A 12,364-nucleotide genomic window follows, 5' to 3' on the forward strand; every position below is an offset into this window, starting at 1 on the left:
GTCAGCGCGGCAGCTGGCTCGCGGCGCGTGCCAGCTGCTCGATGCGGGCCCAGTCGCCGTCGCGGATGGCGTCGGTCGGCACGATCCACGAACCGCCCACGCAGGCCACGTTCGACAGCGCAAGGAACTCCGCCGCGTTGCCCGCGTGGATGCCGCCCGTGGGGCAGAAGGTGACGTCGCCGAACGGGCCTTGCCAGGCCTTCAGCATCGGCAGGCCGCCCGCCTGCAGCGCGGGGAAGAACTTCAGCTGGGTGTAGCCGTCTTCCTGCGCGGTCATGATCTCGCTGCCGGTGGCCACGCCGGGCAGGAGCGGCAGGCCGAGGTCGTGGCAGGCCTTGCCGACGGAGCGCGTGTAGCCCGGGCTCACGCCGAACTTTGCCCCGGCCAGCGCCGACGCCTGTGCGTCGGCCGCGCTGCGGATGGTGCCCGCGCCGGCCACGGCCTCGGGCACTTCCCTGGCGATGGCCTCGATGCACTGCAGCGCCTGCGGCGTGCGCAGCGTGACCTCGAGCATGCGGATGCCGCCGGCCACCAGAGCGCGCGCGAGCGGAATCGCGTCTTTCACGTCGTTCAGCACGATGACCGGAATGACGGGTGCGTCACGCATCACGTCGAGAGGGGTGAGTTTGTCTGTCATCTCATGGCTCCATAGATTTCGTACAGCCCGCAGCCTGGAACTGCGCAGGGCTCGATTCCAGAAACACCGCGGAACCGGCTTTGCCGGGCCGCTGGTGTTGCCCCCGGTAGGGGGAAGGCGAAGCGACACGAAGTGCGCGCAGCCTGGGGGCGAGCCTGATCACAGCCATGAGCAGGCTCCTTCTTCTGCAGTCAATGCGTTTCTGCGCATGCCGGCGAACAGCTCGCGACCTAGGCCGCGTCCGTCGGCGTTGCGCTGTGCTTCGGGCAGCGTCGCGATTTCGCGCGCGGCCCATTCGTCTTCGGGCAGCAACACGGCGAGCGTACCCGCCACCGAGTCCAGCCGGATCACGTCGCCGTCGCGCACCTTGGCGAGCGGGCCGCCGGCGGCCGCTTCGGGTGACACGTGGATGGCGGCCGGAATCTTGCCCGACGCGCCGCTCATGCGGCCGTCGGTGACCAGCGCCACGCGGAATCCCTTGCCCTGCAGCACCGACAGCGGCGGCGTGAGCTTGTGCAGCTCGGGCATGCCGTTGGCCTGCGGGCCCTGCCAGCGCACCACGCAGACCACGTCGCGCTCCAGCTCGCCGGCGGTGAAGGCCTTGTGCAGCGCCGCCTGCGAGTCGAACACCCGCGCGGGTGCCTCGATGACATGGCGGTCGTCCGGCACCGACGACACCTTGATGACGCTGCGGCCCAGGTTGCCGCTCAGCAGCTTCAGGCCGCCGGTGGCGCTGAAAGGGCTGCTCACCGGCCGCGCGACGGCGTCGTTCTTCGATGGTGCGGCGGAGGTCCAGCGCAGCTGTTCGCCGTCAAGCTCGGGGACGTTGGCGAATTCGCGGATGCCGCCGGCGCGCACGGTGAGCACGTCGCCGTGCATCAGGCCGGCGTCCACCAGTTCGCCGATCACAAAGCCGGGGCCGCCGGCCGCCTGGAATTCGTTCACGTCGGCGCTGCCGTTGGGGTACACGCGGGTCAGCAGCGGAATGATGTCGGAGAGCCTGGAGAAGTCGTCCCAGTCGATCACAATGCCGGCCGCGCGCGCCACGGCCACCCAGTGGATCAGGTGGTTGGTGGAGCCGCCCGTGGCCAGCAGCGCGACCATGGCGTTGACGATGCAACGCTCGTCGACCATCTCGCCGATCGGCGGGCACTGGAAGGCAGCCTCGCCTGCCTTGCCCAGCACCGTGCGCACCGCCTCGCGCGTGAGCGTTTCGCGCATCGCGTCGCCGGGCTGGATGAAGGCCGTGCCGGGCACGTGCAGGCCCATGGCCTCGAGCAGCATCTGGTTGCTGTTGGCGGTGCCGTAGAAGGTGCAGGTGCCCTGCGTGTGATAGGCCGCCATTTCGGCGTCGAGCAGCCCCTGGCGGCCGACGAGCCCCTGCGCCGCCTGCTCACGCACCTTCGACTTGGCGCCGTTCGACAGGCCCGAGGGCATGGGGCCGGCGGGCACGAACACGGTCGGCAGGTGGCCGAAGTGCAAGGCGCCGATCAGGAGGCCCGGCACGATCTTGTCGCACACGCCGAGCATCAGCGCGGCGTCGAACATGTCGTGCGTGAGCGCGATGGCGGTGCTCATGGCGATCACGTCGCGGCTGAACAGGCTCAGCTCCATGCCGGGCGTGCCCTGCGTGACGCCGTCGCACATGGCCGGCACGCCGCCGGCCACCTGGGCGGTGGCACCGAGGCGGCGGGCCTCCTGCTTGATGATGTCGGGGTAGCCCTGGTACGGCGCGTGGGCCGAGAGCATGTCGTTGTAGGCGGTGACGATGCCGATGTTGGGTGCGCGCTCGGCCACCACGCGGAATTTGTCGTTGGCCGGAATGCCGGCCACGGCGTGCGCCACGTTGGCGCAGCCCATGCGGTCGGAGCCGCGGTCTCGGTTGCGGATCTCGGCCAGCTGGGAGAGGTAGGCGCTGCGCGGCCCATGGCTGCGCTCGCGGATGCGATCGGTGACGTCGCGGACGGTGGGGTGTGTGCTGCTGCTCATGGGGATAGTGGCTCTTGCTGCGTGTCGCCGGGGCGACTGTGGGCCTGGAGGCCCATGGTACCAAGCCGGGCGCCGCGGGCTGATGAAATCAGGACGCCGGGCGATACGAATTTACTCAGTCATGCCCCACGAGGCGGCGCGCATGAAAAAAGCCCGGCGGACCGGGCTATTTTTGGCTTGCGAGGGTGGCAAGGCGGTCAGTCGACCAGCTTGACCTCGACGCGGCGCGCTTCCGCGTTGTTGCCGGTACCGGCGGTGACTTCGGGCTTGTGCAGGTCGACCTTGGCGGCCGGAACGCCCAGGCCCACGAGCACGTCGCGCACCATTTCGGCCCGCTTCCTGGCGAGCTGTTCGTTGATGGCAGCGTCGCCGGTGGTGTCGTGGAAGCCGGAGATCACCGCCTTGCGGCCGCTTTCCACGCCCTTGATGACCGCGGCCAGCGCCTCGGCGGCGCCGGGCGCCAGGTCGGCGCTGCCGGTTGCGAAGTAGAAGTTCACCACACCGTTGACCACGCGGATGCTGGCGCCGTCGGGGATCGTCACCGTCACCGTCTCGGTCACTTCGGCCAGCTTGGGCTCCGCGCCGGGCGCGGGCGCCGAGATCACCACCGCCGGCGGCTTGGCGGCCGCCAGCGCGGCGGCCGGGCTGTGCGACTTGTGCCAGAGCACGATGCCGATCACGAAGAAGATCACGAGAGCGATCAACGCCATCAGGAAGCCGAGGATGAAATTTTGCTGGCTGTCGTCGTCGCTCATTGCGGGTCTTGCTCCGTAGGAAAGGGGACGGTAAATAATGGTGCGGTGAACCATGATCACGAAATTGTAGGCTCCGGCCCCGGCACGCCCGTGTCGGACCCGGCGCCAAATCCCGGTCCGCCGGGACTCGACCCCATGCCCAAGCCCCTGCGCGACCCGCAACCGATGCTCGAACGCGCCATCGCCGACTGGGGCGGGCATGAGGATCTGTGGCTGTTCGGCTACGGCTCGCTGATCTGGCGGCCCGAGTTCGACTTCATCGAGCGGCGCCCGGCCTGGGTGCGCGGCTGGCACCGGGCGCTGAAGATGTGGAGCCGGGTCAACCGCGGCAGTGTGCAGGTGCCCGGCCTCGTGTTCGGCCTGCTCTCGGGCGGCAGCGTGCGGGGCATGGTGTTCCGGGTGCCGAAGGCCGAAGGGCTCGAGACCCTGCGACGGCTCTGGCTGCGCGAAATGCCGACCGGCGTGTACGACCCCAAGTGGCTGCGCTGCGGCACGGCCGAAGGCCCGGTGCGGGCGCTGGCGTTCACGCTGTCGCGGCGCAGCCCCAACTTCACGGGCGAACTCAGCGACGACCACTACCGCCACATCTTCGCCAACGCGGTGGGCCGCTACGGAACTTCGCTCGACTACGCCCGGCAGACGCTGGCGGAACTGCGCCGCCACGCCATCCACGACGCGGCGCTGGCCCGGCTGGTGGCGCTGGCCTCGGCGCAAGAGCAGCAAGAGCAGCAAGAGCAGCAAGAGCAGTCCGCCGCCGATTGCGGCGCGCCGCAGCCTCCGGTATATGTTCCGGGGTCTGCAGACAAACCCTCCCACCCCTCTTCCGGACCGTCCAAGGAAAACACATGAACCATCGTCGTCTCTCCGCCATTGCCGCCGCCCTGGCCGCCAGCGCCGTACTCGCCGCCTGCGGCAGCATGGGCGGCAAGCCCAGCACGGTCGTGGAGCTGGTGCCGACCGGCGCGATCACGCCCAACCCGACCCGCGGCACGGTGACCTTCACCGCGCTGGACCACGGCGTGCGCGTGTCGGGCGAGGTGCGCGGCCTGGTGCCGGGCAGCGAGCACGGCTTCCACATCCACGAAAAGGGCGACTGCGGCAACAACGGCGATGCCTCCGGCGGCCACTTCAACCCCACAGGCGCCACGCACGGCAAGTTCGCCGCGCCGGGCAGCCATGCCGGCGAACTGCCGAGCCTGGTGGCCGACGCCGGCGGCGTGGCGCGCTTCAGCGTGGAAGACCACTCGATCTCGCTGACCGACGGCACCCCCAACAACGTGATCGGCCGCGCGCTCGTCGTTCACCGCGACCGCGACGACTTCACGACCCAGCCTTCGGGCAATTCCGGTCCGCGCATCGCCTGCGCGGTGATCACGCGCTGAGGCTGCCCGGCCCGGCGAGCCAGAGCGCCTCGGCGTGCGCCAGGGCCTCTGGCGTGTCGATGTCGGTCACCACGCCGATGTCGTCCACCGGCAGGTCGAGCACCGAGTCCGCCGCGCGCATCGCGCGCAGAACGGACGATGCGCCAAGGGGCCCTTCCAGCGCCGCGAGTTGCGCATGGCAGGCGGCCCCGAAGCCGACCGGGTGGCCGCGCTCTCCGCGGTATTGCGGCTGCACCGCCCCCACGCCGGTGCCCAGCGCGGCCGCCACAGCCATCAGCGTTTCGGCCCGCACCAGCGGCAGGTCGCCCGGCAGGATCAGCCAGCCGGCGGCATCGGACGTGGCCCGCACCGCCGCCGCGATCGAATCGCCCATGCCGGGGTGCCCGGCATCTTCCAGGTGCCACGGCAGTCCGCTCGCACGCACCGCGTCCAGCGTGCGGGCCAGCACCGGCTTGCCGGCCAGCGGCGCCTGAAGCTTGGAGCCCGTGCCGCCGGCCGCGATGAAGCGTTCGCCGCGGCCCGAGGCCAGCACGATCACCACCGGGGAATTCGCCTTGTTGGTCGTCATGGGCGGAGTATGTGCGCAACAATCCTGTCATGACTTCCCCTCTTTCCAATGACGCGCTGGCCGCGCTGCGCAAGAGCTACGAGCGCGCCGAGCTCGGCGAGGCCCACAGCGAAGGCGATCCGCTGAAGCAGTTCGAACGCTGGCTCACCGAGGCCATCGACGCGCAGGTGCCCGAGCCCAATGCCATGACGCTGTGCACCGTGGGCAGCGACCTGCGGCCGTCGAGCCGCATCGTGCTCATCAAGGGCTACGACGCGCGCGGCATCGTCTGGTACACCAACTACGAGAGCCGCAAGGGCCGCGAGCTGTCTGGCAACCCGTATGCGTCGCTGCAATTCCATTGGGTCGAGCTGGAGCGCGTGGTGCGCATCGAGGGCCGCGTCGAGAAGGCCGGCGCCGACGAGAGCGACGCCTACTTCGCCAGCCGCCCGCTCGATTCGCGCATCGGCGCCTGGGCCAGCCCGCAGAGCGAGGTGATCAGCGGACGCGACGTGCTGGTGAAGAACGCGGCCCTGTTCGCCGCCAGGCACCTGCTCTCTCCGCCGCGCCCGCCGCATTGGGGCGGCTACCGGCTGGTCCCTGATCGCTGGGAGTTCTGGCAGGGCCGCAAGAGCCGGTTGCACGACCGGCTGCGCTACCGGCTCGAAGGCGCGGACTGGGTGCGCGAGCGTCTCGCGCCCTGAGCCGCATCGCCAGGCCTTGCTTCAGGGCAGCCACTGCACCCAGACCATCACCAGCGTGAGCGTGCCGAGGGCCAGCACCGTCGACACAGCGACGCTGGCCGTCACCAGGTCTTCGGCGGTGCGATAGCGCTGCGAGAACAGGAACACGTTGGCGCCGATTGGCAGCGCCGCGGCCACCACCATCACCGTGAGCGGAATGCCGCGCACACCCAGCACCCAGCCGATGGCGGCCACCAGCAGCGGGTGCAGCAGGTTTTTCACCAGCGCCTGCGTCAGCGCGCCGCGCCAGTGCCGCCCGATGGGCGTGAGCGCAAGCGTGATGCCCACCATCACCAGCGCCACCGGTCCGAAGGCCTGCCCCAGCAACTGGATCGGCTTGTCGATGACCTCGGGCATCACGAGTCCGGTCTGCGCGAACAGCAGCCCGGCCAGGATCGGCAGCGGCACCGGATGGATGATGGCGTTGCGCAGCGCGCGCAGCACGGTGCGCGCCATCGAATGTTTCTGCGCGCCGCCGTCGGCTGCGTGCTCGCGCGCCACCGCCAGCTCCAGCACCACCGTGGCGCTGGTCAGCAGCACCAGCGAGTGCAACGAAATGAGGGTGAGCAACACCACCATGCCGTCCTCGTCGTAGGCCAGGCCGATCAGCGCGATGCCGATCATCACGGTGTTGCTGTAGGTGTTGGCCAGCGCGATCACGGCCGCCGTGCGATTGAATCCGCGCAGCGCCATCGTGCCCGCGAACAGCAGGCCCGAGGCGATGAAGTACGCCGCCACCGGCTTGAGGCTCAGCTGCTCGACGTGCACCGTGCTCATGGCACGGAACAGCAGCGCGGGCGCGAGCAGCAGGAAGATGAGGTTCGACAGGTCCTTCACCGCATTGCCGCCGATCCAGCGGCGCCTTCCGGCAAGGTAGCCCGCGGCGATGAGCAGGACGACGGGAAGAAGCGAGGAGATGACGAACGAATTCACCCGGCGAGGATAGCCGAGCGTTTTTGCTCCTTCCCCTCCCGGGGGAAGGCTGGGATGGGGGCAAGCGGCGCTTGGACAAACCACGGCTTCAACCCAGGCCGCTGGCCCCCACCCCTGCCCTCCCCTAGAGGGGGAGGGAGCAAGGCAGGGTCAGAACGTCACGCGCAGCCCGACCTTCAGCGTCCGCCCCGGCAGCGGGGCATTCGGGTACACCGTGGTCGTGAGGATCGATGTCGGGCTGTAGGCCAGCTTGTTGGTGATGTTGTCGACGCGCGCATACCAGGTGAGGTTCGCGCGCTGCACCTTCATGCGGTACGTGATGGCCGCGTTCCACAGCGTGTACGCATCGGTCTCGCGCGCGCCCACGCTCGGCACCCGGTGCTGCGCGGCGTTGTAGTCGAAGCCCAGTCGCGCGGTCCACGGGCCGTTGCCGTAGGCCAGCGTGGCGCCCAGGCGCAGCGGCGCGATGCGCGGCAGCGGCTCGCCGGTGTCGAGGTTCTTCGCGCGCACGATGTCGCCGCGCCACTCCAGGTCGAGCGTGCCGGCATCAGCCATGCGCGCGAAGCCGTCGGCGCCCAGCAGTCGCAGGTTGCCGTTGGCCTCGATGCCGGTGAAGCGCGCGCGCACGCCGCCGTAGAGGTATTCGGCGAGCGTGTCGGGCGTGCCGGGCTCGGCCACATTGCCTTCGGAGTCCAGCTCGCGGCCCGAGGCGGTCAGCCCGATGTAGTTGCGAAAGCGCGTGACATAGGCGTTCACGCGGGCCGTGTTGGGGCCGTCTTTCCACTGCGCGCCAAGGTCGAAGCCGGTCGACTTTTCCTTCTTGAGCGTCGGGTCGCCCACTTCCCATGCAGCCGTGGCCACGTGCGGGCCGTTGGCCAGCAGCTCATAGTCCTTGGGCGCGCGCTCGGTGTAGGCGATGTTCGAGGTCAGTTGCCACTGCGGCGCGAGGTTGACCAGGGCACCGAACGCGGCGCTGTGCGGGTTGAAGGTGCGCTCGCCGACGGCGAAGCGCGTCACGCTCGGGTCTTCCGGGTAGCCGAGCGAACGCACGCGGACCCGCTCGGTGCGCGCGCCGAAGCTCAGGCGACCCCACGAGGTGCCATATTCCTCGTGCAGGAACAGCGCGGTCGAACGCGTGCGGCTGTGCGGCGCGAAGGCTTCCTCGCCGTCGGCGGCGAATCGGTTGGTCTCGCTGCTGAAGCCGACCAGGCCCTCGAAGTTGCCGATCTTCCGGTGGCGCGCCTCCAGGCGCAGGTCGTTGCTCACGTTGGAGAACGCGGTGCCCGGCTCGCGGCCCTCGAACTCGGTGTGGCGGTAGTTGGTGTGGCTCAGCTTCGCGTGGATGCTGCTGATGAAGCCGCCCGGACGCCATTCGCCTTCGAGCGCCTGGCGGTCGGACTTCATGCCGATGGTCACGTCGTCCTCGGCCACGGTGCCGTAGGTGCTGCGGTAGGTGCTGACCGACGCGCCGACCCAGCCCTGGTCGAAGAACACCGTGCCGCCGAACGCGCCGCCGTGCGCTTGGTTGGCGGAGTTGCAGATCCTGCGCGCCATCCACGGCGAGCCCGGCTTGCTGCACTCCAGGGTGATGGGCACCGACACGTCTTTCGAATCGCGGTTGAAGGCATCGACGTGCAGCGCGATGCGGTCGTTGCCGCCCTCGAGCAGCACGCCGCCGCTCTTTTCCTTGTTGCCGGTGGCATAGCCCAGGTCGGCACGGCCGCCGAAACCGTTGATGGGCTCGGACGGAATGCGGTTGTCGATCACGTTGACCACGCCGCCGACGGCGCTGCCGCCGTACTGCAGCGCCGAAGGGCCGCGCAGCACCTCGATGCGCTCCGTGACCAGCGCATCGACCGGCACCGCGTGGTCGTAGCTCAGCGCCGAGGCGTCGGGCGCGCCGCCGCCGTTCTGCAAAATGCGGATGCGGTCGCCGTCCTGCCCGCGGATGCTGGGCCGGCTCGCGTTGGGACCGAAGTAGCTGCTGCTCACGCCCGGCAGGTTGTTCAGCGTTTCGCCGAGGGTCGATTCGGAGCGCAGCAGCAGCTTGTCGCCCGACAGCGAAGTCGTCGGCGCGATGAGGTCGCTGGCGCCGAGCGGATTGCCGGTGACGGTCACTTCGCGCAGGCTCGCGTCATCGGCGGTGGAAGGCGCAGGCGCGGTCTGCGCGTTGGCCGCACCCGCCAGCGCGGCGAGCGAAAGAACGGCAGCGCCGATGGCGTTGCGACGGAAATTGGGGATCATGAAAAACACTCGTTGAAATCAAGGGGCGACCGGCCGCCACCCGCGCAAGGCGGGTGGAGGCAGCGTCGGAACACGTGGGAAATCAGCGAGCGATTGGTGGACCGCGTGCGTCGAACAGCACGATCCAGCGGGCGATGGCTTCGCCCTGCAGGTAGGCGAAGGTGGCCGACGGCAGCACCATCGGCAACACCACCAGCGGCACGCCGGGCATGCTGAAGCCATGCGAGAGACGGTCGTACAGACGGCACTCGGCATCGGTCTTGTCGCCGAACAGCGCATGGATCCAGCCATGCCGCTGCGCCGGCGCGTGCCTTGCCGAGGGCTCGGCCGCGACGGTCGCGGCCGCCACGGCCCACGCGCGGTCGCCTGGCACGTGCAGCGTGGCATGCACGAGGCCGAGCGTAGCCGTCACCCACACTGCGAAGAGCAGCATGAGTGCGACGGTGCGCGACAGCCTCGGGTTCATCATGCGCGCATCAGAAGTGCGTGGTCATGCTCACGTACAGGCTGCGCCGCGTGCCGTACTGCGGCGCACCCACGCCCACGCCGGTGCCGTCGCGCAGCAGGTAGCTCTTGTCGAACAGGTTCAGGATGGCGATGCGCCCGACGATGTCGCCGCCCGACGGCTCCTTCCAGGTGTGCGAGTAGGCGGCGTTGACCACGGCGTAGTGCGGCAGCGCCGCGCTGTTGGGCGCGCCGCCGTCGGGCGTGCGGCGCAGGCCGCTGCCGAAGATCAGGTCGCCGCTGACCTGGTTGTCGCCGAAGCGGTAAGCCGCCCCGCCCGACAGCGTGTAGGTCTGGTCGTGGTCCAGGTACACGTAGTGGTTGGCGATGTAGCTCAGCTCGTCGGCGCCGAACAGCGACTGGCTCGACACGATGTTCTTGCCCATCGCCTTCTGGTAGGCGAAGTTGGCGTAGGCCGACCAGTGGTCGTCGTTGTAGCGCGCCGACAGCTCCAGCCCGCGCGCGAAGCCCTTGGCGTAGTTGAACGGCGACAGGATCAGCGCCTGGCCGAACTGGCCTTCGTCCAGCAGGTTGGTGATGTTCTTGTAGTACACGTCGGCCGACAGCGACAGGTTGTCGTTCAACTTGTGGTCGAGGCCCAGGTCGAAGTAGTGGGTGCGCTCGGCCTTCACCGGGTCGGAATTGGCGATCTCGGGCTGGTTGGTGGTGCCGGCGTAGAGGTTGATGCTCTGCTGCGAAGCCAGCTCCTGCGGCGGCGGCGTGAAGTAGCGCGCGTAGCCCGCGTGCAGCGCCGTGTCGTCCGAGAGCTTGTAGGCCAGGTTCAGCCGCGGGCTCCACTGGTGCTCCTTGGTGAACGCGTCGACGCTGTCGTAGCGCAGGCCGTAGTTGAAGGTCAGCCGGGGGTCGATGCGCCATTCGTCCTGCACATACAGGCTGGCGAGCCGGCCGACCTTGCCGGAGTTGTCGTTGATGAGCACCGGCGTGTTGCCGGCCTGCGCGCCGCTGTCGTCGACCGGGAACACGTTCACCGCATTGATGCTGCGCGTGCTCTGGCGCGTGTAGGCGCCGCCGAAGCGCAGCGTGTGGGCGTCGTTCAGCTTGTACGACGCATCGGCCTGCAGGCCGTTCGACGAGTTGGAACGCAGGGTGTCCGACGCCACGCCGTTGTAGATCAGGTCGCCCACGGCGTCGGGCAGGTAGTGCAGGTTCGAGTACTGGTGGAAGGCCGAGATCTGGAAATCCAGCGCGCCCACGGTCTTCTGGTAGGACAGCGCGACGAAGCGCGTGGCCTCGGTCTGGCGCTCGCGCACATCGGAAGACGGCAGGCCGTTGTAGCCCGTGCCCAGGTCGCTGTAGCCGGCCAGCGAGAAGGCCGGCGTCTGGTTCGGGTTGGTCGGGATCTGGAACTTGCCGTTGTAGGTGCCGAACATCAGGCCGAGGCGGGTGTCGGCGTCGAGGTAGTAGCTCAGGTTGCCGAAGGTCTTGCCCTGCCGCGTGCGGTCGTTCTGCGCGTTGAGCGTGGGCTGCGGGTTCTCGATGCCGTTGGTGTTGGACACCAGGCTGCCCGACAGGTAGTAGCTCAGGTTGCCGGTGGTGCCGTAGACGGACCCGCTCTCTTCCAGCGTGTTGTGGCTGCCGAAGGTGAAGCCGAGCGAACCGCCGGGCTTGCCGAAGCCCTGCTTCGTCTGGATGTCGACCACGCCGGCGGTGCGCAGGCCGTACTGCGCCGGCAAGGCGCCGGTCAGGAAGTTGACCGAGTCGATGTAGCGCGTGTCCAGCGACTGGCCGAAGCCCGAGATGCCCTCGGGCAACTGCACGCCGTTGACGCGGTACTGCACGTTGCCGTGGTCGTCGCGCACATGCAGCGAGCCGGAGGCCTTGGAGTCCTTGGCCACGCCGGGCAGGGTGAGCAGCACGTCGTCCAGCGGCGTGGCGTCGCCCTTGCCGAGCGCGTCGATGGCCGCGCGGTCGATGCGATAGACGGTCGCGCCGACCTCGGGCGAGAGCTCCATGCGCGCCTTCTTGAGGCGCTCGGACTGGATCTCCACGGTGGACAGCGTGCCCTCGGCGCTGCTGGGCGCAACCGTGGTCGTGGTGGTGGTGCTCGTGTCCTGGGCGAAGGCCGACCAGGACAGCAGGGAAAGAACTGCAATGCCAACGGCACTGCGACGGAAATTGGGAATCATGAATGGGCACTCGTTGAATCGATGAACGATCCGCAGCCGCCCGCTCGATGCGGACAGCTACGGCCGGAACACGGAGGGATTCAGCGAGTGGAAGGCGGACCGCGCGCGTCGAACAGCGCGATCCAGCGGGCGATGGCCTCGCCCTGCAGATAGGCGAAGGTGGCCGAGGGCAGCAGTATCGGCAGCACCACAAGCGGCACGCTGGGCGCCGTGGAGCCGTGCTCCAGCTGGTCGTAGAGCCGGCACTCGGCATCGGTGTGCTCGCCGAACAGGCTGCCCAGCCCATGGGCCGCATGCTTGTGCACGCCGCTCTGCGATGCCTGCTGTACCTGCACCGCCGCCGCGGCCTGCGAGAGGCCCGGCACGTGCAGCGACCGGTGCATGACCCCGAGCGTGCCCGCGATCCACAACGCGAACGCCAGCGCGACGATCAACGCGCGCGACGAACGGGAGGGCGACTGGCGGGCGATGTGCACGGGTCGG

The 12,364-nt window shown here is 69.2% G+C and carries 12 protein-coding genes; 3 read left to right on the top strand and 9 right to left on the bottom strand.

Going from position 1 to position 12,364, the window contains the following annotated elements; genetic code table 11:
- Position 1: 1 nt before the first annotated feature.
- The 3 genes from eda to C4F17_RS09980 all read right to left on the bottom strand — a co-directional run bounded on the left by eda (position 2) and on the right by C4F17_RS09980 (position 3,381).
- A complete protein-coding gene (gene eda, locus C4F17_RS09970; protein ID WP_106935127.1) occupies positions 2-637 on the bottom strand; it encodes a bifunctional 4-hydroxy-2-oxoglutarate aldolase/2-dehydro-3-deoxy-phosphogluconate aldolase in 636 nt (211 codons plus the stop codon).
- 159 nt (positions 638-796) lie between these two features.
- On the bottom strand, positions 797-2,626 hold the full coding sequence (gene edd, locus C4F17_RS09975) for a phosphogluconate dehydratase (RefSeq protein WP_106935128.1): 1,830 nt from the start codon (positions 2,624-2,626) through the stop codon (positions 797-799).
- Positions 2,627-2,823: 197 nt separating this feature from the next.
- On the bottom strand, positions 2,824-3,381 hold the full coding sequence (locus C4F17_RS09980) for an OmpA family protein (protein WP_081268011.1): 558 nt from the start codon (positions 3,379-3,381) through the stop codon (positions 2,824-2,826).
- A 135-nt stretch (positions 3,382-3,516) separates the two neighbouring features.
- Between C4F17_RS09980 and C4F17_RS09985 the strand changes: the two genes are divergently transcribed.
- Complete coding sequence (locus tag C4F17_RS09985; protein ID WP_106935129.1) at positions 3,517-4,230, top strand: gamma-glutamylcyclotransferase; 714 nt, start codon at positions 3,517-3,519, stop codon at positions 4,228-4,230.
- On the top strand, positions 4,227-4,763 hold the full coding sequence (locus C4F17_RS09990; RefSeq protein ID WP_081268009.1) for a superoxide dismutase family protein: 537 nt from the start codon (positions 4,227-4,229) through the stop codon (positions 4,761-4,763). The genes C4F17_RS09985 and C4F17_RS09990 overlap by 4 nt, the downstream gene beginning before the upstream one ends.
- Here C4F17_RS09990 and C4F17_RS09995 read toward each other — a convergent pair.
- Positions 4,753-5,331 carry a nucleotidyltransferase family protein gene (locus tag C4F17_RS09995; protein WP_106935130.1) on the bottom strand — a complete coding sequence of 193 codons (579 nt, stop codon included), beginning with the start codon at positions 5,329-5,331 and terminating at the stop codon, positions 4,753-4,755. The two genes, C4F17_RS09990 and C4F17_RS09995, sit on opposite strands and share 11 nt — an antisense overlap.
- 29 nt (positions 5,332-5,360) lie before the next feature.
- Between C4F17_RS09995 and pdxH the strand changes: the two genes are divergently transcribed.
- Positions 5,361-6,014: a pyridoxamine 5'-phosphate oxidase gene (gene pdxH / locus C4F17_RS10000; RefSeq protein WP_106935131.1), complete on the top strand. Its 654-nt coding sequence runs from the start codon at positions 5,361-5,363 to the stop codon at positions 6,012-6,014.
- Positions 6,015-6,035: 21 nt separating this feature from the next.
- Here pdxH and C4F17_RS10005 read toward each other — a convergent pair whose 3' ends face one another.
- The 5 genes from C4F17_RS10005 to C4F17_RS10025 all read right to left on the bottom strand — a co-directional run bounded on the left by C4F17_RS10005 (position 6,036) and on the right by C4F17_RS10025 (position 12,357).
- Positions 6,036-6,986, bottom strand: coding sequence for an AEC family transporter (locus C4F17_RS10005; protein WP_106935132.1), 951 nt, complete (start codon positions 6,984-6,986; stop codon positions 6,036-6,038).
- A gap of 150 nt (positions 6,987-7,136) precedes the next feature.
- Positions 7,137-9,230: a TonB-dependent receptor gene (locus C4F17_RS10010; protein ID WP_106935133.1), complete on the bottom strand. Its 2,094-nt coding sequence runs from the start codon at positions 9,228-9,230 to the stop codon at positions 7,137-7,139.
- An 82-nt stretch (positions 9,231-9,312) separates the two neighbouring features.
- The gene (locus C4F17_RS10015; protein WP_106935134.1) at positions 9,313-9,699 is read right to left on the bottom strand and encodes a hypothetical protein; all 387 of its coding nucleotides are present in this window, start codon (positions 9,697-9,699) and stop codon (positions 9,313-9,315) included.
- Positions 9,700-9,706: 7 nt separating this feature from the next.
- Positions 9,707-11,881 carry a TonB-dependent receptor gene (locus tag C4F17_RS10020; protein ID WP_106935135.1) on the bottom strand — a complete coding sequence of 725 codons (2,175 nt, stop codon included), beginning with the start codon at positions 11,879-11,881 and terminating at the stop codon, positions 9,707-9,709.
- 80 nt (positions 11,882-11,961) lie between these two features.
- The gene (locus tag C4F17_RS10025; protein WP_081268004.1) at positions 11,962-12,357 is read right to left on the bottom strand and encodes a hypothetical protein; all 396 of its coding nucleotides are present in this window, start codon (positions 12,355-12,357) and stop codon (positions 11,962-11,964) included.
- Positions 12,358-12,364: the final 7 nt, after the last annotated feature.

The sequence above is a fragment of the Variovorax sp. PMC12 genome (assembly GCF_003019815.1).
In the GTDB taxonomy this organism is placed as follows: domain Bacteria; phylum Pseudomonadota; class Gammaproteobacteria; order Burkholderiales; family Burkholderiaceae_C; genus Variovorax.